Annotated in this window: 19 protein-coding genes; 14 read left to right on the forward strand and 5 right to left on the reverse strand. The window is 71.4% G+C overall.

Annotated elements, in window-relative coordinates:
• Window positions 1–143 precede the first annotated feature (143 nt).
• Window positions 144–1,250, reverse strand: a complete 1,107-nt coding sequence (locus AB0G84_RS30150) for a DUF5937 family protein (protein ID WP_361327667.1) — start codon at window positions 1,248–1,250, stop codon at window positions 144–146.
• A gap of 99 nt (window positions 1,251–1,349) precedes the next feature.
• Here AB0G84_RS30150 and AB0G84_RS30155 point away from each other — a divergent pair, with 99 nt between their 5' ends.
• Complete coding sequence (locus AB0G84_RS30155) at window positions 1,350–1,532, forward strand: hypothetical protein (protein WP_361327670.1); 183 nt, start codon at window positions 1,350–1,352, stop codon at window positions 1,530–1,532.
• Between the two features lie 197 nt (window positions 1,533–1,729).
• On the opposite strand, the gene AB0G84_RS30160 is transcribed toward AB0G84_RS30155, so the two are convergent.
• Window positions 1,730–2,857 carry a beta-eliminating lyase-related protein gene (locus AB0G84_RS30160; RefSeq protein ID WP_361327722.1) on the reverse strand — a complete coding sequence of 376 codons (1,128 nt, stop codon included), beginning with the start codon at window positions 2,855–2,857 and terminating at the stop codon, window positions 1,730–1,732.
• A gap of 641 nt (window positions 2,858–3,498) precedes the next feature.
• Between AB0G84_RS30160 and AB0G84_RS30165 the strand changes: the two genes are divergently transcribed.
• The 10 genes from AB0G84_RS30165 to AB0G84_RS30210 all read left to right on the forward strand — a co-directional run bounded on the left by AB0G84_RS30165 (window position 3,499) and on the right by AB0G84_RS30210 (window position 12,505).
• On the forward strand, window positions 3,499–4,677 hold the full coding sequence (locus tag AB0G84_RS30165; protein WP_361327673.1) for a DUF2520 domain-containing protein: 1,179 nt from the start codon (window positions 3,499–3,501) through the stop codon (window positions 4,675–4,677).
• A 230-nt stretch (window positions 4,678–4,907) separates the two neighbouring features.
• Window positions 4,908–6,017, forward strand: a complete 1,110-nt coding sequence (gene panC / locus AB0G84_RS30170; RefSeq protein ID WP_361327725.1) for a pantoate--beta-alanine ligase — start codon at window positions 4,908–4,910, stop codon at window positions 6,015–6,017.
• The gene (locus tag AB0G84_RS30175) at window positions 6,014–7,795 is read left to right on the forward strand and encodes an L-aspartate oxidase (RefSeq protein WP_361327676.1); all 1,782 of its coding nucleotides are present in this window, start codon (window positions 6,014–6,016) and stop codon (window positions 7,793–7,795) included. The genes panC and AB0G84_RS30175 overlap by 4 nt, the downstream gene beginning before the upstream one ends.
• 56 nt (window positions 7,796–7,851) lie before the next feature.
• Window positions 7,852–8,949, forward strand: a complete 1,098-nt coding sequence (gene nadC / locus AB0G84_RS30180) for a carboxylating nicotinate-nucleotide diphosphorylase (RefSeq protein WP_361327679.1) — start codon at window positions 7,852–7,854, stop codon at window positions 8,947–8,949.
• A 5-nt stretch (window positions 8,950–8,954) separates the two neighbouring features.
• A complete protein-coding gene (locus AB0G84_RS30185) occupies window positions 8,955–9,752 on the forward strand; it encodes a type III pantothenate kinase (RefSeq protein WP_361327682.1) in 798 nt (265 codons plus the stop codon).
• A gap of 143 nt (window positions 9,753–9,895) precedes the next feature.
• Window positions 9,896–10,537 (forward strand): hypothetical protein, encoded by a 642-nt coding sequence (locus AB0G84_RS30190; RefSeq protein WP_361327685.1) that lies wholly within the window; start codon window positions 9,896–9,898, stop codon window positions 10,535–10,537.
• A 63-nt stretch (window positions 10,538–10,600) separates the two neighbouring features.
• Window positions 10,601–10,780 carry a hypothetical protein gene (locus AB0G84_RS30195; protein ID WP_361327688.1) on the forward strand — a complete coding sequence of 60 codons (180 nt, stop codon included), beginning with the start codon at window positions 10,601–10,603 and terminating at the stop codon, window positions 10,778–10,780.
• 159 nt (window positions 10,781–10,939) lie between these two features.
• Entirely contained in the window at window positions 10,940–11,482 is a 543-nt protein-coding gene (locus AB0G84_RS30200) for a BlaI/MecI/CopY family transcriptional regulator (protein ID WP_361327691.1), read from the forward strand.
• Window positions 11,483–11,491: 9 nt separating this feature from the next.
• On the forward strand, window positions 11,492–12,010 hold the full coding sequence (locus AB0G84_RS30205; RefSeq protein ID WP_361327694.1) for an amino-acid N-acetyltransferase: 519 nt from the start codon (window positions 11,492–11,494) through the stop codon (window positions 12,008–12,010).
• Window positions 12,011–12,166: 156 nt separating this feature from the next.
• Window positions 12,167–12,505: an Lsr2 family protein gene (locus tag AB0G84_RS30210; RefSeq protein WP_361327728.1), complete on the forward strand. Its 339-nt coding sequence runs from the start codon at window positions 12,167–12,169 to the stop codon at window positions 12,503–12,505.
• Here AB0G84_RS30210 and AB0G84_RS30215 read toward each other — a convergent pair.
• Window positions 12,436–13,122, reverse strand: a complete 687-nt coding sequence (locus AB0G84_RS30215) for an SCO3374 family protein (protein WP_361327697.1) — start codon at window positions 13,120–13,122, stop codon at window positions 12,436–12,438. The two genes, AB0G84_RS30210 and AB0G84_RS30215, sit on opposite strands and share 70 nt — an antisense overlap.
• A gap of 497 nt (window positions 13,123–13,619) precedes the next feature.
• Here AB0G84_RS30215 and AB0G84_RS30220 point away from each other — a divergent pair, with 497 nt between their 5' ends.
• On the forward strand, window positions 13,620–16,145 hold the full coding sequence (locus tag AB0G84_RS30220; RefSeq protein ID WP_361327700.1) for an ATP-dependent Clp protease ATP-binding subunit: 2,526 nt from the start codon (window positions 13,620–13,622) through the stop codon (window positions 16,143–16,145).
• A 439-nt stretch (window positions 16,146–16,584) separates the two neighbouring features.
• Here the strand turns inward: AB0G84_RS30220 and AB0G84_RS30225 are convergent, their stop codons facing one another.
• Window positions 16,585–19,824 (reverse strand): NACHT domain-containing protein, encoded by a 3,240-nt coding sequence (locus tag AB0G84_RS30225; RefSeq protein WP_361327703.1) that lies wholly within the window; start codon window positions 19,822–19,824, stop codon window positions 16,585–16,587.
• A 570-nt stretch (window positions 19,825–20,394) separates the two neighbouring features.
• Here AB0G84_RS30225 and AB0G84_RS30230 point away from each other — a divergent pair.
• Window positions 20,395–21,066, forward strand: a complete 672-nt coding sequence (locus tag AB0G84_RS30230) for a M23 family metallopeptidase (RefSeq protein WP_361327705.1) — start codon at window positions 20,395–20,397, stop codon at window positions 21,064–21,066.
• Here the strand turns inward: AB0G84_RS30230 and AB0G84_RS30235 are convergent.
• Window positions 21,048–21,662, reverse strand: a complete 615-nt coding sequence (locus AB0G84_RS30235) for a TetR/AcrR family transcriptional regulator (protein WP_361327708.1) — start codon at window positions 21,660–21,662, stop codon at window positions 21,048–21,050. The two genes, AB0G84_RS30230 and AB0G84_RS30235, sit on opposite strands and share 19 nt — an antisense overlap.
• 142 nt (window positions 21,663–21,804) lie before the next feature.
• On the opposite strand from AB0G84_RS30235, the gene AB0G84_RS30240 reads away from it, so the two are divergent.
• On the forward strand, window positions 21,805–23,430 hold the full coding sequence (locus AB0G84_RS30240) for an MDR family MFS transporter (protein WP_361327711.1): 1,626 nt from the start codon (window positions 21,805–21,807) through the stop codon (window positions 23,428–23,430).
• Window positions 23,431–23,642: the final 212 nt, after the last annotated feature.

The following is a 23,642-nucleotide window of genomic DNA, read 5'->3' on the forward strand; positions in this document are numbered from 1 at the left end:
CCAGGCAGGGGAGGGGCGAGCAACGCGACACGCCGCCGGCGGAGTAGGCACTCAGTGCAGTAGGCCCTCAGCGCAGTAGGCCCTCAGCGCAGTGGGCCATCAGTTCACTAGGCCGTCAATGCAATACGCCGTTCACTAGGCCGTCAACGCAATACGCCCTCAAGGAAGTCGCTGCCCAGCCGGGCCACCACCCGGAGATCCAGCTGGTGCAGCACATAGCGTCCCCGCCGCCGGGTCCGGATCAGCCCGGCCTTCTTCAGCGTGGCGACATGGCGGGACACCTCCGGCGCGGTGATGCCGTACGCGTGCGCCAGCTCGCCGGTCGTATGCGGCCCCCGCGCCAGCGTCCGGCACAACCGCATCCGCATCGGGTGCCCCAGCGCCGCCAGCCGTTGCTGCACCAGCTCCAGCTCGGCCGGTGCCGGCAACTCCGGGACCGCCACCGGGTACTGGATCACCGGTCGCCAGCCCGGCGCGTGACTGACCAGTAGGTGCGGCCAACCGAAGGACGTCGGCAGGAAGGTGATGCCGGGATCGGCATTCGCGAATGCCGTCGTACGGCCCCCGGCCAGTTTGTCGACCACGATGCGGGCACCGCCGCTGCCGTCCTGCGCCTCCTCCAGCGACAGCGCAGCCGAGGTCGCGGTCAGCGTCTCGGCCACGCCCTTGTGGCGCAGCAGTTCGGCCTTGTGCCGGGCGTCGGCGGCCAGTTGGATGCCCACCCGCCGCCAGATGTCCCCGAAGAACGCCTCCTCGCAGTCCTCGAAGAGCCGGCGCAGCCATACCCGCAGACCGTCGGGGTCGGTGAGCATCCGGTCGGTGAACGCCGCCTGCCGTGGACCGCGGGCGGCGGCCATCTCCCGTACCCGCGCCCGCTCGTCCGCATCGACCAGCGGTGACGGCGTGGCCTTGGTGTACGACGCCGAGCAGGAGATCTCGAACGCGGCGGCCACGAACCGCTCGTCGTCGATCTTGTCCAGCTCGTCCAGCTCCTCGGTCAGCGTCGCCGCCGGGCGGGCCGGCAGCAGAATGTCCGAACGGGTGGACCGCCACAGGAAATCCGCCTCGCACAACCGGTCGGCGAGGTCGGTCTGCAACGCCGCGTTGGTGGCGGTGACCCAGCCGTGGAGCCCGGGGTGGTGCCCCGGCTCGGACAGCGCGTGCAGCGCGGCGCCCAGCTCCGCCAGGGGAGAGGGGCAGTAGACGATGCGCTCCGGCGGCAGCCCGGTGATGTCGATGACGTTGGCCATACGCCCATCATGCGCGAGCTTGTGACCTGCACGGTCGCCGATTGACGGCTCTGGTCAATCGATGCGCATCAGTTGGCTGGACGGTCGCACAGTGGCCATATGAACAGCACCCAGCAGCACCTCCTCGACGCCTACCGGGCCGCCCAGCACGACGTACCCACCCCGCCCGCCCCGGGCGTCCACACCGTCCGCACGGTCCGCGAAGTCCTGCTGTGGCGCCGCTGCCTGGCCGTGCTGAGGGGCGGATGGGGGTCGCGGAGGGGGCGGGCGTATCAGGCGTAAGGGGGTGGGGAGGGGTGGGGTGGGGCGAGGGGTGGGCACGGCCGGTGCCCTTCGCGCCGTGGGGAGGGGCCCCTCCCCCTCCCCCTCCCCCTCGCCCCCTCCCTCCCCACCCCTCACGCCACGCCAAGCCCCTACTCCTCAGCTCAGCTCTCCCTCAGCCCTCCCTCAGCCCTCACCTCATCCCCCACCAGCAGCCCTCACCTCACCCCACCCCTCACCCGCGCCACATAGCGCAGGAACTCGGCGACTGCCGTGCGGACATCGCCGGCCGTCCAGTCCATGGCGGAAGCGGCGACCGTCACCTCGGTCAGGGCCACGCCGGGCGGCCCGGCTGAGCTCGGTTCGAACCAGGTACGGAACAGCGTCGTTCGGGTCTCCTCGGCCTGCCGCACCGCGGCCTCGTTCAGGACGTTCGGCAGGTAGGGCAGCCACACCTGGAACTGGTGGGTGTGCGGGACCTCCGGGTGCACCCGGAACCACGGCACGGCCGCTTCCGCCAGGCCCTCGTGCAGGGCCCGCGCGACGACCTCGGCATGCGCCACGTACTCCGGCAGGCGCGGCAGTTCACGGTCCAGGCCGGCCAGGGCGGCCAGCGCCACCGGCCACTGCTGGAACAGTTGGCCGCCGTACCGGTGTCGCCAGGCCCGGGCCTCCGCCACGAAGTCCTCGGTGCCGGCGAGTGCGGCGCCCGATATGCCGTCCAGCGACTTGTAGTAGGACACATACACGCTGTCCGCGAGCCCGGCTATCTCTGGCAGTGGGCGGCCGAAGTGCGGGCCGCACTCCCACAGCCGGGCACCGTCGAAGTGCACCACCGCGTCACGGTCCCGTGCCGCCGTCACCACGGCGGTCAACTCGTCCCAGGTCGGCAGGGTGAATCCGGCGTCCCGCAGGGGAAGTTCGAGCGCGAGGGTGCCGAACGGCTCCTGGAGGTCGTATATCTCCTCGGCGGTCGGCAGCCGTGGAGCGCTCGTCGGGTGCACCATGCGCAGGCCGCTGACCACCGCGTAGGCGTCCCGCTCGTGCACCTCCATATGGGAGAGCGGGTGCCCGGCGACCGTCGCGTTGCCGGTGCGTCCCGCCCAGCATCGCAGCGCCACCTGCTGGGCCATCGTCCCGGTCGGGAAGAAGGCCGCGGCCTGGGTGCCCAGAGCCTCAGCGGTCCGCCGCTCCAGCTCGCCGACCACGCCGTCGTCGTTGCCGTAGAGATCGATCCAGTCGTCCAGGTCGTACGCGCCGGGAGCGTCGGCCACGAGGCGGGTCAGTCGCTCGTGGACCGTCTCGACGGGCACGCCGCCCGGCAGCACCCGCGAGGAGCCGCGGATCGCCGCAAGTCTCCGGCTCCGCCCGACCGGTGGGACACCGGAGTCTCCCGGGCCGTCCGTGGTGTGCCCTGAGCCGCCCGCGACGTCGGCCTTGCGGCCGGAGCCTCCCGGGCCCTCCGCAGGGCGGTCTGAGTGGTCCCGAACGCCCGCCGTGTGGCCTGAGCCGCGCGGGAGGTCCGCCTCACCGCCTGAGCTGCGCGGCACGTCCGCCTCACCGCCCGAGCCGTCCCGACCGCCTTCCGGTGCGCCGGCTGCCGCAGCCTCCGACGTCCCTCCCCGGTCCTTCGGGCCGTCCGGCACCGCTGCCTGCCCGCCGTCCGGCGTCGTCGTCATCGTGGCGTCCCGTACTGCCTGCGAGCCGTCCGCCGCGTGCTGTTCCGGAACACCGCCCCCCGTTGTGCTCATCTGCCCCGCACACCCCCTGCCTGGTCCTGTCGCCACGCTCTCCGCGCGCTGATGCCCCGATCATCACCCAGCGCCGCGCCGGACCGCGACCCCTGTGGATAACTCGTGGGATCGCGCTCGCGGGAGAGCCGTGTCTCACCCTCCGTACAGCTCTGAGGCCCGCCGGAAACACTCGCGTAGCATGGCGACGAATCGTCCGGTACCCCCCGCGGACTGGAACGGAAGGCCATCGCCGCGTGAACCCACACCCACCCATCGAGGCCCAGGACCGCCCCGCCCGGCTGACGGTCGGAGTCGTCGGCGCGGGCCGCGTCGGTCCCGCGCTCGCCGCTTCACTGCAACTGGCGGGCCACCGCCCGGTCGCCGTCTCAGGGGTCTCCGACTCCTCGGTGCGCCGCGCCGCCGAGATGCTGCCCGACGTACCGCTGGTCACCCCCGCCGAGGTGCTCGCCCGCGCCGACCTGGTGCTGCTGACCGTTCCCGACGACGCCCTCGCCGACCTGGTGAGCGGGCTCGCGGAGACCGGCGCCGTACGGCCCGGCCAGCTGCTGGTGCACACCTCGGGGCGCTTCGGTACGGCGGTGCTGGACCCGGCCACCCGGGCCGGCGCCCTGCCGCTCGCCCTGCACCCGGCCATGACGTTCACCGGCACCTCCGTCGACGTCCAGCGGCTGGCCGGCTGTTCCTTCGGCGTGACCGCGCCCGAGGAGCTGCGGATGGCGGCCGAGGCGTTGGTCATCGAGATGGGCGGGGAGCCGGAGTGGATCGCGGAGTCCGCCCGCCCGCTCTACCACGCCGCTCTTGCGATCGGCGCGAACCACCTGGTCACCCTGGTCGCCCAGTCGTTGGAGCTGCTGCGTGAGGCCGGGGTGCAGGCCCCGGACCGGATGCTGGGCCCGCTGCTCGGCGCCGCGCTGGACAACGCGCTGCGCTCCGGTGACGCCGCGCTGACCGGGCCGGTCGCGCGCGGGGACGCGGGCACCGTCGCCGCCCATGTCGCGGAGCTGCGCCGGCACTCTCCGCAGAGCGTCGCCGGGTATCTGGCCATGGCCCGGACGACCGCGGACCGGGCGCTGGCCCACGGGCTGCTCAAGCCGGAGCTGGCCGAGGACCTGCTGGACGTGCTCGCGGACGCGGGCGACGGCCCCACCGCCCGTACCGCACCAGCCCCTGGCTCCCCGGGCGACGGCTCCGCCGCCCATGCGGAACCAGCCCCTGGCTCCCCGGGCGACGCCACTGCCCCCCACCCCGCGCCCGGTCCGGACACAGCGGAGGACGGCCCCGACACCGCGGAGGACGGACCTGACACCGCGGACGACGGCCCCGACACCGCGGGCGATGTCGCCCCCGACGCTTCCCCCGACGACGTCCCCGACGACAACCCCGACCGTGGCCCCGAAGGAGGCACCCGATGACCTCCTCACCCAGGGGACCGCAGCCCTCCCCGCAGAAGCAGCCCTCCCCGCAGCCGCAGCCGAAGCGGCAACCGGCCCCGCACACCGCGCCGGAGCCTGTGCCCGCGCCCGGCACCGAAACCGAGCCCGCGCCGGCCCCTGCCCCCGCGGCTCCCCCCGCCCCCGACCTCGACACCGAGCCGCCCGCCCCGCCTCGCCGCCCCGCGCAGCTCCTCCGCACCGCCGCCGCCCTGCGCGACCTGCCGCGCCACGGTGGTGCGCGCGCCGTCGTCATGACCATGGGGGCGCTGCACGAAGGACATGCCTCCCTGGTCCGCGCCGCCCGTCGCCGGGTCGGGCCGGCCGGCCAGGTCGTCGTCACGGTCTTTGTGAACCCGCTGCAGTTCGGGGCGGGTGAGGACCTGGACCGCTACCCCCGCACGCTGGACGCGGACGTCGAACTGGCCGCCGCGGCCGGCGCCGACGCGGTGTTCGCGCCGTCCGTCGAGGAGGTCTACCCGGGCGGAGAACCGCAGGTCCGGATCGCCGCCGGGCCCATGGGCACCCTTCTGGAGGGCGCCAGCCGCCCCGGGCACTTCGACGGGGTGCTGACCGTCGTCGCCAAGCTGCTGCACCTGACCGCACCGGACATCGCCTTCTACGGCCAGAAGGACGCCCAGCAGCTCGCCGTGATCACGCGGATGGCCGGCGACCTGAACTTCCCCGTGGAGATCGTCGGCGTTCCCACCGCGCGCGAGGAAGACGGCCTGGCCCTCTCCAGCCGCAACCGCTACCTGTCCCTACCGGAGCGGCGTACCGCGCTGGCGCTGTCCGCGGCGCTGTTCGCCGCCCGGGACCGGCTGACCGCCGAGGAGGCGCTGCGCGCCCGAGCCGCCTCCACAGGGCACCCCGCACAGGACCGTTCCGCGGCGCTGGCCGCCCTCGGCGAGGACCGGGCCGCCGCCGACGCGCACGCCGTCGCCTACGCGGCCGCAGGACCGCTCCACGGGCCGTCGGTGGCCCGCGCCGCGGCCCGTGCCGTCCTGGACGAGGCCGCCCGACTCGACCCGCCGCTGGTGCTCGACTACCTGGCGCTGGTCGATCCGTCCGACTTCACCGAGGTCCCGGACTCCTACGCGGGCGAGGCGATCCTCGCCGTTGCCGCCAGGGTCGGCACCACCCGGCTGATCGACAACATCCGCCTCACCTTCGGACCCACCCCCACCGGGACCGCCCACCAGGGCGCCGCCGGCGCAACCGGGTCCACCAAGGACGGCGCCGCTCCCGGCGCGTCAGGCACCACCGCAGCACCCGGTACACCGCCCATCACCCCCCACGGCCCCCTGGGAGCTCCTCGATGACCGCGACCGGAACCGCCCCCGCCCCCGCGCCCGGCACCCGCATACGCCTGACCGCCCCCGCCCCCGGTTGGTCCATCGACGCGGACGTGGTCGTGGTGGGCTCCGGGGTGGCCGGGCTGACCGCCGCGCTGCGCTGCGCCGCGGCCGGTCGCCGGACCGTCGTCGTCACCAAGGCCCGCCTGGACGACGGCTCCACCCGCTGGGCGCAGGGCGGGATCGCCGCGGCCCTGGGGGAGGGCGACACCCCCGAGCAGCACCTGGCCGACACCCTGGTCGCCGGCGCCGGCCTGTGCGACGAGGAGGCCGTACGGACGCTGGTCACCGAGGGCCCGGACGCCGTCCACCGGCTGATCGCGGCCGGCGCACGCTTCGACACCGCACCGGGCAGCGACGAGATAGCGCTGACCCGTGAGGGCGGACACCACCGCCGCCGGATCGCGCACGCCGGCGGGGACGCCACCGGGGCCGAGATCTCCCGGGCACTGGTCCAGGCCGTCCGCGCCGCCGGACTGCGCACCATCGAGAACGCGCTCGTCCTGGACCTGCTCACCGATGCCGAGGGGCGCACCTCCGGGGTCACCCTGCACGTCATGGGGGAGGGCCAGCACGACGGCGTCGGCGCCGTGCACGCCCCGGCCGTCGTCCTCGCCACCGGGGGCATGGGCCAGGTCTTCTCCGCGACCACCAACCCGGCCGTCTCCACCGGGGACGGAGTGGCGCTCGCGCTGCGCGCCGGCGCGGAGGTCTCGGACCTCGAATTCGTCCAGTTCCACCCCACCGTCCTCTACCTGGGGCCGGACGCGGAGGGCCAGCAGCCGCTGATCTCCGAGGCGGTACGCGGCGAGGGCGCGCACCTCGTCGACGCCGACGGCACCCGCTTCATGCTCGGCCAGCACGAGCTCGCCGAACTGGCGCCGCGCGACATCGTCGCCAAGGCGATCATGAGCCGGGCGCACGAACAGGGCGTCGAGCACATGTACCTGGACGGCCGGCACTTCGGCGCCCCGATGTGGGAGAGCCGCTTCCCGACCATCCTCGCCGCCTGCCGCGGCCACGGCATCGACCCGGTCACCGAGCCGATCCCGGTCGCCCCGGCCGCGCACTACGCCTCCGGCGGCATCCGCACCGACCTGCACGGCCGGACGACCGTCCCCGGCCTCTACGCCTGCGGGGAGGTCGCCTGCACCGGCGTCCACGGCGCCAACCGCCTCGCCTCCAACTCCCTCCTGGAGGGCCTGGTCTTCGCCGAGCGGATCGCCGCGGACATCACCCGGAACCCCGTGCCGCAGCCTCCGGCCGGTGCCGCCACCGCTGCCGGTGCCACCGGTGCCACCGGTGCCACCGGTGCCGCCGGGTCCGCGCACCGGGACGTCCCGCTGCTGGCACCCGAGACCCGCACCGCGGTGCAGCGGATCATGACGGCCGGCGCCGGTGTGCTGCGCAACGCCGACAGCCTGGCGCAGGCCGCCGCCGCGCTGGACCGTCTCCGCCACGCCGCGGACGCCGCCGCGGAGGCGGGCGCCCCCACGGCCGGTCACAAGAGCCCCGAGCCCGGTGTGGAGGCGTGGGAGGCCACCAACCTGCTGTGTGTCGCCCGGGTCCTGGTCGCCGCGGCCCAGCGCCGCGAGGAGACCCGCGGCTGCCATTGGCGCGAGGACCACCCGGACCGCGACGATGCCTCCTGGCGCCGGCACTTCCGCATCACCATGGAGGCGGACCGCGCCCTGACCATCCGTACGACACAGACCGCCGGGTTCCCGCCGGCCGTCGCCCCGTAGCCCGCCACCTCGCCCACCACGACCGACCCCACCACCCCGGATACGGAGCCCATCCCGTGAGCAGCACCCCCGGCACCCCCGACGACCTTCCCCTCCTCCAGATCGGCGGGCCCAGCGGCGGCGCCCCCAGTTGGGGGTCCCCCCAGACAGCGTCTGGCGGAGGCTGCGGCGATGCCTGCGGCTGCTCCGGCGGCGACGACGGCTCGTACGAGCTCGACCCGCTGACCTGCGGACTCGACCCCGACCTGGCCGCGCTCCTGGTGGCCGCCGGGCTTGACCCCGTACAGGTCGAGGACATCGCGCACCTCGCCGTCGAGGAGGACCTCGACCAGGGGGTGGACGTCACGACCGTGGCGACCGTCCCCGAGGACGCCGTCGCCACCGGCGACTTCACCGCCCGGGAGGCCGGCACGGTCGCCGGGCTGCGGGTCGCCGAGGCGGTGCTGTCCATCGTGTGCACCGACGAGTTCGCGGTGGAGCGGCACGTCGAGGACGGCGACCGGGTCGAGGCCGGCACCAAGCTGATCAGCGTCACCACCCGCACCCGCGACCTGCTCACCGCCGAGCGCAGCGCACTGAACATCCTGTGCCGGCTGTCGGGCATCGCCACCACCACCCGGGCCTGGTCGGACGCCCTGGAGGGCACGAAGACCAGGGTCCGCGACACCCGCAAGACCACCCCGGGCCTGCGCGCCCTGGAGAAGTTCGCGGTGCGCTGCGGCGGCGGCGTCAACCACCGGATGTCGCTGTCGGACGCGGCGCTCATCAAGGACAACCACGTGGTCGCCGCCGGCGGCGTCGCGGAGGCCTTCGCGGCCGTACGGGCGGAGTTCCCCGGCGTGCCGATCGAGGTCGAGGTGGACCGGATCGACCAGATCCCGCCGATCCTCGCCCTGGGCGCCGACCTGATCCTGCTGGACAACTTCACGCCCGAGCAGACCGAGGAGGCCGTGGCGCTGGTCGCCGGGCGCGCGATGCTGGAGTCGTCGGGCCGCCTCACCCTCGCCAACGCCCGTACCTACGCCGACACCGGCGTCGACTACCTGGCGGTGGGAGCGCTGACGCACTCCTCCCCGATCCTCGACATCGGCCTCGACCTGCGCGAGGACGAGAGCGAGGGGGGCTCCCCCGCCGAACCGCGTGCGGACGGCTGACCGCCATGCTGCTCACCATCGACGTGGGAAACACCCACACCGTCCTGGGCCTCTTCGACGGTGAGGAGATCGTCGAGCACTGGCGGATCTCCACCGACGCCCGCCGCACCGCCGACGAGCTCGCCGTCCTCCTACAGGGCCTGATGGGCATGCACCCGCTGCTCGGAGACGACCTGGGTGACGGCATCGAGGGCATCGCCATCTGCTCGACGGTGCCCTCCGTCCTGCACGAGCTGCGCGAGGTGACCCGCCGCTACTACGGCGATGTGCCCGCCGTCCTGGTGGAGCCGGGCGTCAAGACGGGCGTGCCGATCCTGATGGACAACCCCAAGGAGGTCGGCGCCGACCGGATCATCAACGCCCTGGCGGCGGTGGAGCTCTACGGCGGTCCCGCGGTGGTCGTCGACTTCGGCACGGCCACCACCTTCGACGCGGTCAGCGCGCGCGGCGAGTACGTCGGCGGGGTGATCGCACCGGGCATCGAGATCTCCGTGGACGCCCTGGGCGTCAAGGGCGCCCAGCTCCGCAAGATCGAACTGGCCCGGCCGCGCAGCGTCATCGGCAAGAACACCGTCGAGGCGATGCAGTCCGGCATCCTCTACGGCTTCGCCGGCCAGGTCGACGGCGTGGTCCAGCGGATGGCGCGGGAGCTGGCCGAGGACCCGGACGAGGTGACCGTGATCGCCACCGGCGGGCTGGCGCCGATGGTGCTCGGTGAGTCCTCGGTGATCGACGCGCACGAGCCCTGGCTCACCCTCATCGGGCTGCGCCTGGTCTACGAGCGCAACGTCAGCCGGTCGTAGGCAGGGCGCAGCGGCCTCCTGGACGGGGCGCGTCCACACCGTCCCGTCCGGCCGGGTGTGCCCGGCCGGAGTGGGCGGCTCGCTGCCGCGCCACCATTTACGAATTAAGCGGCTTTTGTCGGAATTGGTCGTAAAGTCGCCACATGCCAATGCCAAACGGAACCCGCGGCGGCCTGGCCTTCAGCGCCGATGAGTTGCGTGTGCTCCGTCGCGCCCTCGCCCAGGTCCTGCGGACGACCGACCACACCACCCCGCTCGCCGCCCTCGGGCCGGAGTGGTCGCAGGACGTCCAGGACTACCTCCGGCTGGCCGAGGCCGTCGACGAGGCGGTCCGCGAAGGCGGCCGGCTGCGAGCCTTCCTCCTCGCCGACCTCGCCCGCTACCGGGCGGCGCTGCCCGGTGCGGCCGCCGGCTACCTCGCGCAGCTCAAGGAGGCGCTGGCCACCGGCTACGTCCCCGGTGCCGACGACCTCGCCGCCCTGCGCGCCCTGCGCACCGCACGCACCGGCCCGGCCGAGCAGGCGCACCGCAGCGCCCTGCTGCGCCACTGCGAGCAGCTGGCCGAGCAGTCCGTACGGGTCCGGCTCCGGGCGCTGCCGGGCGGCCGCTCGGCGTCCGGTGGCGGGCGGGAGCGGGAGCCGGAGAAGCAGCCGCCGCCGGCTCCGCAGCCCAAGCGGGAGCCCGCGCCGAAGTCCCCGAGGCCCGACCGCCCCATTCCTACGCCGGGCGAGGTCTTCCCGCCCCGTCGGAAGCCCACCCCGCCCCCGGAGAGCCGCACCGCCTGACGGCTGCGTACTCTTGCTGCGTACTTTCGGAAGGCTCACGCCGTACACAGGAGGCCGTTCGCCATGGATTACGTCGCAGCGCTGCTCCCGCCCGTGGTGATGGCCGTGGCGTTCACCTGCCTGATCGTGACGATGATCAAGAGCCAGGGTGGTGCGAACAAGTCCAAGGAGGACGCGGCCGTGGACGCCGCGCTCGCCCGCGCCGAGTCCGCCGGCCAGGAGCCCGCCGCCCACGGCGCCTGACCCGCCCGCCGCTCCGGCGGCACGGTCCGCACACACCACGTCACGGCCCGGGACCTTGCGTCCCGGGCCGTGCGCTGTTTTCCCGCCCCACCGCAACGAGACCCCGCAAACGCGACGAGATCAACGGGCATTCTGGACATCTCCCACTATTGTTCTTGTGTGCCGAGACCATTGGGTGATCTGGAAGACGCGGTCATGACGCGGGTCTGGGAGTGGAACCGCCCGGTCACCGTTCGAGAAGTCCTGGAAGATCTGCAGAAGGAACGGTCGATCGCTTACACCACGGTCATGACCGTATTGGACAACCTCCATCAGAAGGGCTGGGTGCGCCGCGAAGCGGAAGGCCGCGCCTATCGATATGAGGCGGTCTCCACCCGCGCCGCCTACGCCGCCGCACTGATGAACGAGGCATGGTCCGCCAGTGACAACCCCGCCGCCGCACTGGTGGCCTTCTTCGGCATGATGTCGCCGGAACAACGGCACGCCCTGCGCGATGCCGTACGCATGGTGCAGGCCGACGAACCGCCGGAAGAGTCCGAAGGCACACCCGCCGCGGAAGGTGCACCACAAGAGGCCGAAGAGGCACCACGGCCCGCACGTGCGGAAGAAGGCGAAGCGGAGGCCGGACCGCGCGCGGCCGGCGAAGCCGGACCCGCACAAGGGGATGAACCCGGGGGGAGTGCGGGCGGCCCGGAGCGATAGCGTCCGGGCATGCGTCCGCATTCAAAAGGCCTCACCGTCCGCCGCGCCCGCACCAGCGATGTACCCGCCGTACGCCGTCTCATCGACGCCTACTCACGTGACGGGATCCTGCTCGACAAAGCCACCGTCACGCTTTACGAGGACATCCAGGAGTTCTGGGTCGCCGAGCGCGACGAAGACGCCGAGGTCGTCGGCTGTGGAGCGCTCCACGTCATGTGGGAAGACCTGGCAGAGGTCCGCACCCTGGCCGTGGACCCGCGGCTGAAGGGATCCGGAGTCGGCCATCATGTCCTGGAGAAGCTCCTGGCCACCGCGCGCTGGCTCGGAGTGCGGCGCATTTTCTGTCTCACCTTCGAAGTCGACTTCTTCACCAAGCACGGCTTCGTGGAGATCGGCGAGGCGCCCGTAGACGGTGATGTCTACAGTGAGCTGCTGCGTTCCTATGACGAGGGTGTTGCCGAGTTCCTTGGCCTCGAACGAGTGAAGCCCAACACCCTGGGTAACAGTCGGATGCTTCTGCACCTGTGATGGGTGTTCTATGTCCGAATCGCTCCCCTATCTCATGGCTGCGGAAGCATGCGTTCCCCGGTCTGTGGGCAAGTGAACCGTACCCAAGGGTTTGTGTTTTTCCCGGAAAAGCGGTTTGCTTTCCGTCGTAATCCGCATTCGATGAAAGGGAAACCGGTGGCACAGAAGGTTCAGGTTCTTCTTGTCGACGACCTCGACGGCGGCGAGGCGGAGGAGACGGTCACGTTCGCACTGGACGGCAAGTCCTACGAGATCGACCTGTCCGACAGCAACGCGCAGAAGCTGCGTGACTCGCTCGCGGAGTTCGTGAAGGCCGGCCGGCGTACCGGTGGGCGTTCCGGCGGTCGTGGCAAGGCGCGTGCGGCAGCGGCTTCCGGCAGCAGCCAGGACACCGCGAAGATCCGCGCCTGGGCGAAGGAGAACGGCTACAACGTGAATGACCGTGGCCGGGTCCCCGCCGACATTCGTGAAGCATTCGAGAAGGCCAACGCCTGATCCCCGCCAGCGCGGTCCGATTGGGCAATACGAGCACGCAGCATCCGGGCCCGGTGGCACTCCGTTGCCGCCGCGCTCACAAGCCGTACGAGGTCGGGGGCGTCCCCATCGTCCCCGAATCCTGTCCTGAACCCCGTGGTGGGCAGGGAATTCTCCGCCTCGTACCCCGGCTGGGGAGGCCGCACCCATCCCGCGGCCTCCCGCGAGCCGAATCCGCAGGACGGCGATGCCGTTGACGCCGGTGTGGGGATCGCCGGCGCGGGCATCCGGCCCCCGGTTCCCCGTGCCGTGAGATCCGGGACAAGGGTGCCCCACTCCAGCCATTCCAGGATTCCCGGGAGTTCTTCGGCACCGCCGGCTGCGATGAACATGAGCAATTTCGGCCGATCCTCCGGGCGATTCCCGCCCCTGGCCCGTAGCAGCGCCACCGGGCCGGGCTGTCGCCAGCGCCGCAGCACCGCGCGCCCCGCGTCGGCGGGCATCTGAAGGACGTCGAACCGCAGACCCGTCAGCAGCTCCACCGGCTCCGGGCCGGCGGTCGGCCAGCCCAGCTCGTCCTCGTACCAGCGACGGACGGTGGTGAGAGGGCAGCGGGGGCGCGGAAGCACGCGGGCCATGACCGGTGCAACTCCCCGGCAACCAGGAAGTTACGCTCGGTGTTGTTGTGCTTGCGCAAGGTGTCGGTCGGGGCGTGTGGGGGAGCGTCCGGCGGCGCGCGGATGTTCGCCCGTAGCGGATGGACGGCGCCCGCGCCGCATGGAGTGTCCGTGCCAGCGGGTAAGACAGTCTCAGTGGGAAGAGACGGTGTGACCGGCAAACACCGCGTTCCGGCCCGTTCGAGGGCGGGCTGTGGTCGGTGTGTCGGGGCCGGGTGCGTTCGCCATGGGCGTAGTGGCGGAGGGCGTATATGCCTGGCCTGCGGGAACATCGTCTCGCACCATCGAGTTGGAGCAGTTGTCAGCTGTTCGGCAGTAAATTTCCTCGCAGGAGCGGGGGTGATCCGGACGGGTGTCGGCAGTTGGAATGAGCTGTCCCGCCCCGCGGGACTAGCATGCGGAAGGACAGGGAGGGGACCGACCCCTAACTGCCTGACCGCTCTGAGGAGCGATTAACGATGTTCGAGAGGTTCACCGACCGCGCGCGGCGGGTTGTCGTCCTGGCTCAGGAAGAAGCCCGGATGCTCAACCACAACTACATCGGCACCGAGCACATCCTCCTGGGCCTGATCCATGAGGGTGAGGGTGTCGCCGCTAAGGCCCTGGAGAGCCTCGGGATTTCGCTCGAGGCGGTCCGCCAGCAGGTGGAGGAGATCATCGGGCAGGGCCAGCAGGCCCCGTCCGGGCACATCCCCTTCACTCCCCGTGCCAAGAAGGTCCTGGAGCTGTCGCTCCGCGAGGCCCTCCAGCTCGGCCACAACTACATCGGTACGGAGCACATCCTGCTCGGCCTGATCCGCGAGGGCGAGGGCGTCGCCGCCCAGGTCCTGGTGAAGCTGGGCGCCGATCTCAACCGGGTGCGGCAGCAGGTCATCCAGCTGCTCTCCGGCTACCAGGGCAAGGAGGCCGCCACCGCCGGTGGCCCCGCCGAGGGCACCCCCTCGACGTCCCTGGTCCTGGACCAGTTCGGCCGCAACCTCACGCAGGCCGCTCGCGAGACCAAGCTCGACCCGGTCATCGGGCGCGAGAAGGAAATCGAGCGGGTCATGCAGGTGCTGTCGCGCCGCACCAAGAACAACCCGGTCCTCATCGGCGAGCCCGGCGTCGGCAAGACGGCGGTCGTCGAGGGCCTGGCGCAGGCCATCGTCAAGGGCGAGGTGCCCGAGACCCTCAAGGACAAGCACCTCTACACCCTCGACCTCGGTGCCCTGGTCGCCGGCTCCCGCTACCGCGGTGACTTCGAGGAGCGCCTGAAGAAGGTCCTCAAGGAGATCCGCACCCGCGGCGACATCATCCTGTTCATCGACGAGCTCCACACCCTGGTGGGTGCGGGTGCCGCCGAGGGCGCGATCGACGCCGCCAGCATCCTCAAGCCGATGCTGGCCCGCGGTGAGCTGCAGACCATCGGTGCCACCACGCTCGACGAGTACCGCAAGCACCTGGAGAAGGACGCGGCCCTGGAGCGCCGCTTCCAGCCCATCCAGGTCGCGGAGCCGTCGCTGCCGCACACCATCGAGATCCTCAAGGGTCTGCGGGACCGCTACGAGGCCCACCACCGCGTGTCCATCACGGACTCCGCGCTGGTCGCCGCGGCCACCCTCGCCGACCGCTACATCTCCGACCGCTTCCTGCCGGACAAGGCGATCGACCTGATCGACGAGGCCGGCTCCCGGATGCGGATCCGCCGGATGACGGCGCCGCCGGACCTGCGCGAATTCGACGAGAAGATCGCCGATGTGCGTCGGGAGAAGGAGTCCGCGATCGACTCGCAGGACTTCGAGATGGCCGCGGGCCTGCGCGACAAGGAGAAGCAGCTCCTGGCCGCCAAGGCGAAGCGGGAGAAGGAGTGGAAGGCCGGCGACATGGACGTCGTCGCCGAGGTCGACGAGGAGCTGATCGCCGAGGTCCTGGCCACGGCGACGGGCATCCCGGTCTTCAAGCTGACCGAGGAGGAGTCGTCCCGCCTGCTGCGCATGGAGGACGAGCTCCACAAGCGCGTCATCGGCCAGAAGGACGCCATCAAGGCGCTCTCCCAGGCCATCCGCCGTACCCGTGCCGGCCTGAAGGACCCCAAGCGTCCCGGCGGCTCGTTCATCTTCGCCGGCCCGTCCGGTGTCGGTAAGACCGAGCTGTCCAAGACGCTGGCGGAGTTCCTCTTCGGCGACGAGGACGCGCTGATCTCCCTCGACATGTCGGAGTTCAGCGAGAAGCACACGGTCTCCCGGCTGTTCGGTTCGCCCCCCGGCTACGTCGGCTACGAAGAGGGCGGCCAGCTCACCGAGAAGGTGCGCCGCAAGCCGTTCTCCGTCGTGCTCTTCGACGAGGTCGAGAAGGCCCACCCGGACATCTTCAACTCGCTGCTGCAGATCCTGGAGGACGGTCGCCTGACCGACTCCCAGGGCCGGGTCGTGGACTTCAAGAACACCGTCATCATCATGACGACGAACCTCGGCACCCGGGACATCTCCAAGGGCTTCAACCTCGGCTTCGCGGCCCAGGGCGACACCAAGTCCAGCTACGAGCGGATGAAGAACAAGGTCAACGAAGAGCTCAAGCAGCACTTCCGCCCCGAGTTCCTCAACCGTGTGGACGACACCGTCGTCTTCCACCAGCTGACCGAGGAGGACATCATCCAGATCGTCGACCTCATGATCGCCAAGGTGGACGAGCGGCTGAAGGACCGCGACATGGGCATCGAGCTCAGCGGCGAGGCCAAGTCGCTGCTGGCCAAGCGCGGGTACGACCCGGTGCTCGGCGCCCGTCCGCTGCGCCGCACGATCCAGCGCGAGATCGAGGACGCCCTCTCGGAGAAGATCCTCTTCGGCGAGCTGCGCCCCGGCCACATCGTGGTCGTGGACACCGAGGGCGAGGGCGAAGGTGCGACCTTCACCTTCCGCGGCGAGGAGAAGGCAGCCCTGCCGGACGCCCCGCCGATCGAGTCCGCCACCGGCGGCTCGGGCCCCAACCTGAGCAAGGACGCCTGACCCAGGGCGCCCGCCCCGCGGTACGGCCGGATCCCCGGCCGTACCCATAGGCACCACAGGGCACTGCCCCGGAATCGTTTCTCACGGTTCCGGGGCAGTGTCGTATGTGTGGGGTGTTACCGGTGTGCCTTCCTGTTCCCTTGCGTTCCTTATGTGGTTCATAAAATGCGGCTCGGTATGTTTGGCGGGCTATTTTTGGTCGTGTGGGGAGTGTCGTGTGGGGAGTACCGCCGCACTTCCGCAGATCCGGAGTCGCTCCTTCACCGCGCCTCCACCGGGACGATACGCATTCCGTCCGGAAGGCCGTTCCGCCGTGGAATGCGACCGCCGATCCGAGGTCCGGATGCGAAAAGGACGGCAGCTACGCAGGCTGGCGTCCGGCATGGTCGCGCACTCATCGGGAGGGGACGGCGGCCGAGGCCATCCCTTTTGGTCTTGCTTATGTGCGGGGCCGGGGGAAGTGGGTGACGGTGACCTGCGGCGGGAGGTCGAGCGCCGGCTCCGGGTGGAGGTAGGAGAGCAAGACCTCCCGCAGCTCGGGCAGGTCGGTCAGCGGCGGCAGGGCGACCGAGCCCCCGACGATGCCGTAGAGCTGGAGCTTGCGGAGGGCCGGGAACGCCGGGAGCGCGGCGCGTACGGACCGGCTCAGGTCGGCGAGCGGGCCCCGCGTCATGTTGATGGCGCTCAGCGTCGTCACCTGTGGCAGCCGGAGCCCCGGAGGGATCCGTAGGGCGGTCTCCCCGGGCGCCAGGCCGAAGGCGAACTCCTCCAGTCCGGGGACGTCCGTCAGTGCGCCCCAGGCGCCCTCGGCACATGCCGCGTCAAGGCTCCGCAGTTGCAGGATCCGCAGCCGCGGCCAGTGCCGCAGCGCGCCGAAGCCGGCCGCGACCGGGTGTCCGACCAGCAGGGTTTCCAGCGGGGCAGCCGCAGGTAGCGCCTGCAGGCCCTCCGGTGGGAGGGGGACGTGCAGCATCAGGTGGCGGAGGTGTCGTAGCAGGGCCAGCCCGTCCGGGCAGCGCACCCCGCCGTGTTCCCGCGCCGTCACCGTCAGCGTGCTCAGCGGCAGCCCGGCGAGCGGGGCGAGGCTGCCGACCCCGGGGCAGCCCATCAGTGTCAGGGACCGCAGGGCGGGGAACTCCGTGAGGAAGTCCAGGCCGGCGAGCTCGTCGTTGTCGGACAGCGTCAGGTGGGTGATCCGCTCGGTGGGCAGCCCGTCCAGCAGCTCCCGGGCGGTGAGCGGACCGAGGGCGTTGATCCTCGTCCGGCCGCCGAGGCGTTGCAGCACCCGCATGTCCTCGGGGCCGCTCACGACGAAGGTCGCCTCGTCCGACAGGTGCCGGAGCACTTCTTCGACGTACCGTTCGGTGTCGAACTTCGGCCAGTGCGCGGCGAGTTGGTTCTGGGGGAAGGGATGGTGCCGGAAGCGCTTGAGGACCTCCAGTCCGGCGTCCGAGCCCAGCTGGGCGGCGGTCGCCACCACCTCCGCCACCTCGTCGTCCGCCAGGCCGTCCGGGCCGGGCAGCAGCTCCAGGACGATCGGCCCCACCTCCGCGAGGAGGTTCGCCTCGTCGCGGTCGCGGGGCGGCAGGATCGCGCCGGCCCGGTCGTGCACCTCCGCACGCACCCGCGGGTCGAGCTCGGTGGCGTGTTCCAGGCAAGCCAGCCCGAGCAGGTGGACGCGGATGCGGGTGAGGTCGTCCGCGAGGGCGTCACCGTGGGCGAGCAACTCCCGGAGGATCTCGGCCCGTTCCCGCGGCCGGGCGTGCGCCACCGCCAGCCGGATCACGTCCTCCCACTGGGAGTCCGCCGCGTGCGACACCAGGAGCCCGGTGTCGCCGTCCTCGACGGCCGCCTTCGCCCCCAGGTAGTCCTGGAACGTCCGGTGGACGAACTGCACCGCCCCGGGCACCGGCTCGCACAACAGCCCGCTGCGCAGCAACAGATGGCGCAGTACCGCCGGTCCGTCGCCCTGTGCGGCCGCGGACGGCACCGCCGGCAGCGCGTCGGCCACGAGGCGCTCGGCCCGCTCCCGGTCCAGCTCCGTCCGGCCGTTGCGGATAAGCCAGTACGCAAGCCGCTGCAGCAGCTGGATCTGGGGCTCCTCGGTGAGGTCGATGCCGGTGGGGGCGGCCATGTCGCGCTCGCGGTCCCGCCGGGAGAGCAGCATCGACAGCGCCGCGTCGTACAGCTGCTTGCGGCCGGTGGGCAGATAGCCGCGGCGGTCGCGGTGCAGGGCGCAGATCAGGCCGCACATCAGGGGGTTGGTGGCCAGCCGGGCGAGGTCCTGCTTGGTGTGGACGGCGGCCAGCAGGGACTGCCGGTAGCCGTCGAGGCGCTCGGGGTCCTCGGCGTCGCAGCGGGCCGCGTCGTGCCAGCGGTCGATGAACGCGGTGACCTCGGCGCGGCGCATGGGGGAGAGCGTCAGCTCGCCGAAGCCGTCGGAGGCGAGCCAGTCCTCGCGCACGGCGGAGGGGCGGGTGGTGACCAGCCACCGGCTGTCGGGGAAGGCGTCGAGCAGATCGCGCAGCCAGTGGCGGGTCTGTTCGCGCTCCCGGTCGGGGATCTCGTCCAGGCCGTCGACGAGCAGCAGCGCCCGCCCGGAGGCCAGCACGCGGTCGGCCCACCCGTCCGGCTGGGAGCCGGACACCGGGCAGCCGACGGCGGCCAGGAAGCGGTCGGGCGTGGGCAGCGGCGCGCCGTCGCGGGTGAGGGTGCGCAGCGGCAGCACGAACGGGATCCGGCCGTAGAGGTGGGGGAGGGGCGTGCCGCCGGCCGGTTTGGTGCAGCAGACGGCCAGCCACTGCACGAGGGTGCTCTTGCCGGAGCCGGCGACTCCGCGCAGCAGGACCCGGTCCCGGCCGGCCAGCGCCTGGTCGGCGGGGACGGCCACCGGCGCGGCCGGTCCGGCCGGCGGCCCGTCGGTCCCCTCCCACGGGCCGGCGCCGTCGAGAGCGGGGGCGGCCGGCTGGGTGGCCTCCAAGCTCATGTAGGCGGCGTCGAGCGGCCAGCGGTCGGGGGAGTGCGCGAGGTCGATGCCGTAGATGGTGAGCCGGCCGTGCTTGCGGGCGAGGTACGTCAGGTAGCCGCGCTCGAAGGCGGTGTCCGAGGCGGCCGGGGAGGGGTGCTGGGCGATGAAGGTGTCGATGGCCCTGATCAGGCCGTCCAGGCTCCGGCTCTGCTGGACGAGGGTGCGGGCGACGAAGGTCGAGCGCTGGGTGAAGAAGTGCACGATGTGCAGGCAGGCGGTGTCGAGCAGGGTGCCGTGCAGCAGTTCGGCGTCCCGGCTCAGGCCGTGGGTGGCGTGCGGGCCGACGGTCAGGAGGCGCTCGGCGAGGGCGGTGGGGCCCAGGTGCACGGCCTGGACGTCGTCCATGTGGAGGTCGCCGAGGCCGTGCAGGGTGGTGGCCAGGGCATGGGCGAGGGCCTCCCGCTCGTCGTCGGAGACCGGCCGCTCACTGGGGCCGCCGGCGCGTAACGCGCGGGTCACCAGCTCGGCGGCGAGCCGATGCAGATCCGCCTCGGTCAGGGTCCGCCGCTCGCCCCGGAAGGAGACCAGGCGGGATATCCGCACCGGGCTGGCGACCAGCCCGGCACCCGGCCCCTCCGCCACGAAGAGCTTCTTGACGAGCGGCGCGACCACGCTCGATGCGAGCCGTACGCCCACTGCTGACGGGTCCATCGTGCGGTCCGCCCTCCCCCCGCGGCAGGTGATGTCGTCGGACCCAGGCTATCCGGGAAAGATGTGGCGGCGGTCACGAATTCGAGATTCCTTCGGCGCTCCGAAAGGGAATGCGGACGGTGTCGGGTAACCCGCGTCACACAAATCCGGGTAACCCAGGTCACAGCGGAACGGCGTTAAATCCCGTTCCGGCGTGACATGCCGCACAGCGTTTATGGGGCCTACTAAAGAATTTAGGGGAATGGCGGCGCGGTGGGTGGGGTGTTTGCCGCCCGCGGGGCGGAGGGGCTCGGCGTTGGGCGTTGCGGAGTACGCCCCTCCCGAGCGACAGGCGGAGAAAACCCCTGATCAGCAGTGCTTTGTCGGCTTCTCAACCTGTCCGAATTGCCCATCTTTGCGGGTTTTGATCGGTGTCGGTCGGGTGTGTCAAGAGGCCTCATTCCGTACTCCCGAATACGGGGCGGAGTAGTAGAAAGGCCGCTTGGCGGGGCGGTGCATGCGGGTTACCAAGGGATGGCGATCCCGGACCGCAGCCGGGGAAACCAATCACATTCCGGAGGGAAAACCCGCATGTCGAAGTTCACCGCCATTCGCCATTCCAAGAAGTCCGCTCTGCGTAACCGCGTCGCCGTTGTGGCCGCCGGTATCGGTGTGACCGCCGCGCTCGGCGCCGGTGTTGCCTCCGCCGCCGACAGCGGGCTGCTGGGCCTCACCTCGGGCGTCGGCTCGGCCGTCACCGCCCAGGCCGACGCGCAGGCCAAGTCCGCCGTCGACGCCAAGGCCGCCGCGGCCAAGGCCAAGAAGGACGCGGCCAAGAAGGTCAACGCCTGGGTCAAGCCGGTCGACAAGTACACCCTCGGCGAGCCCTTCGGCATTCCCGGCAGCCACTGGGCGCACAAGCACAGCGGCCAGGACTTCGTCGTGCCGACCGGCACCGCGGTCAAGGCCGTTCACAAGGGCACCGTCGTCAAGGCCGGCCCCTGGGGTGGCGGCGACGGCCCGGCGTACGGCAACGCCATCGTGATCCAGCACGACAACGGCATGTACACCCAGTACGCCCACCTGTCACAGATCCAGGTCCACGTCGGTCAGCAGGTCGGCACCGGCCAGCAGATAGGGCTGTCCGGCAGCACCGGGAACTCGACCGGCCCCCACCTGCACTTCGAGGTCCGCACCGGCCCCAACTACGGGTCGGGCATCGAGCCGACCGGATTCCTGCGGGCTCACGGCGACGCCGTCTGAGCTGAGTCCGGCCGGGCTGGCCGGCGGCTCGGCGGGTTTGCCGCCGTGACCAGTTCTGTGGCGACCTCGAGGATGGCCTTGCGCTTCTCCTCGGGGTCGCCCTCCACGTTCTGCATCGCGAACATGCCCGCGTGCATGGAGAACAGCGCGGTGAGGCAGCGCACCTGATCCGACAGCTCCGCATCGGGCTCCTTGAGCAGTCCGAACAGGGTCAGCATCTGCTCCTTGAACCGCTCGCCGATGCTCAGGTCACGCACCGTGGCCTGGTTCTCCTGCATGAAGCGGAAGAGCGGTTCGGCCGACCGCAGTGACTCGCTGTAGCGCCGGATCAGCTCCTGCTTGGTCTGAAGGGTGCGCGGCTGCCCATTGGCCCAGGTGATCAGCTCGTCGATCGGCCCGGTCGCGTCCTGGAACAGGCTGATGACGATGTCTTCCTTGGTCTTGAAGTGGTAGTACAGCGCCGCCTTGGTGACCTCCAGCCGCTCGGCGATCTCCCGCAGCGACGTCTTGTCGTAGCCCTGCTCGGAGAACAGCGCCAGAGCGACGTCCTGAATGCGCTGGCGGGTGTTTCCCCTGCGCGCCTGCGGTGTGCTCACGGTGCTTCTCCTGCGTTGTCGGTACTGGTCGGAGGGCTGCCCAGCCCAGGGCCAGAGAAACTTACTTGACGCCCGGCTAGTTGACCTCCTACTGTCCTCACTGTACAGAACTAGCCGGGCGGCAAGTAAGTAGGAGTGAGTAATGGGGAAGTCGCAGTCTGCGACCCCAACGGGGGACGGAGCGCCAACAGTGGCAACGGACAGATCGGCATCCATACCGAGCACGGGCAAGCAGCCCGCCAGCGTGCGGCTGGTGCTCTTCGCACTGATGATCGCGATGCTGCTCGCAATGCTGGACAACATGATCGTCGGCACCGCGATGCCGACCATCGTCGGCGAACTCGGCGGCATGAACCACCTCTCCTGGGTGGTCACCGCCTATACGCTCGCCACCGCCGCGTCCACGCCCATCTGGGGCAAGCTCGGCGACATGTACGGGCGCAAGGGCGTCTTCCTCACCTCGATCGTGATCTTCCTGGTCGGCTCGGCACTCTCCGGCATGGCACAGGACATGGGCCAGCTCATCGGCTTCCGCGCTGTCCAGGGCCTGGGCGCCGGCGGCCTGATGGTCGGTGTCATGGCGATCATCGGTGACCTGATCCCGCCGCGGGAGCGCGGCAAGTACCAGGGCATGATGGCCGGCGTGATGGCCGTCGCCATGATCGGCGGACCGCTCGTCGGCGGCACCCTCACCGACCACCTCGGCTGGCGCTGGAGCTTCTACATCAACCTGCCGCTCGGCGTGATCGCCCTGGCCATGGTCACCGCGGTGCTCCATCTGCCGAAGAAGCGGTCGCAGACCCGGATCGACTACGCCGGCGCGGCGCTGCTCACCCTCGGCATCACGGCCCTGGTGCTCATCACGACCTGGGGCGGCACCGAGTACGACTGGCTCTCGGGCCAGATCATCGGGCTCGGCGTCCTCGGCGTGGTCTGCCTCCTCGCCTTCGTCCTGGTCGAGCGCAAGGTCAGCGAACCGGTGCTGCCGCTGCACATCTTCCGCAACGGCAACTTCTCCCTCGTCACGGTCATCGGCTTCCTGGTCGGCTTCGTGATGTTCGGGTCGATGACCTTCCTGCCGCTGTTCCAGCAGACCGTGCAGGGCGCCTCGGCCACCAACTCCGGGCTGCTGCTGCTGCCGATGCTGCTGGCGATGATGGTGGTCTCGCTCTTCGCCGGCCGGGTCACCACCCAGACCGGCAAGTACAAGATCTTCGTCGTGGTCGGCGGCGGCCTGATCACCACCGGCCTGGCCCTGCTGTCCCTCATGGACACCGGCACCACCCGCTTCACCTCGGGCGCCTTCATGGCGGTGCTCGGCGCCGGTATGGGCTTCCTGATGCAGACCACGATGCTGATCGCCCAGAACAGCGTCGAACTGAAGGACATGGGCGTCGGCTCCTCCTCCGCCACCCTCTTCCGTACGATCGGCGGCTCCTTCGGCGTCGCGATCCTCGGCGCGATCTTCACCAACCAGGTGCAGTCGACCATGATCGAGCGGATCGGCAAGGCGGGCGAGAAGCTCACCAGCGCCGGGGCCCAGATGGACCCCAAGGGCCTGGCCAAGCTCCCCGCGCCGATCAAGGACGCCTACGCGCACGCGGTCGCCGCCGGCAGCCACCAGGTCTTCCTGTGGGGCGCGGCGATCAGCATCATCGGCTTCGCCGCCGCCTGGTTCCTCAAGGAGGTCCCGCTCCGCGGCGGCCCCACCAAGCCGGCGGAAGCCGCCCAGACGGAGGCCGCGGAGCGGGTCCCGGCCGTGGCCTAGGCGGCCGTGGCCTAGGCGGCCGGCGGTCTTCCCACGTTGTTGGCTCACCCGCCGTGGTGGTTGTTCGCCGGGGGGCCGGCGGCCCGTGCGTCGTCGGCTTTCGCGCCGTGGCGCCTGCGGCGGGCGGGTCCGCTGCGCGGGGCTGTCGGGTGCGGTGGTGGGCCTGCGGGGGTGGGGGTGGAGTCGGCGTGGGGGTTAGGGTGGGGCACCCC

It is taken from the genome of Streptomyces sp. NPDC020742, from assembly GCF_040641675.1.
Classification (GTDB): domain Bacteria; phylum Actinomycetota; class Actinomycetes; order Streptomycetales; family Streptomycetaceae; genus Streptomyces.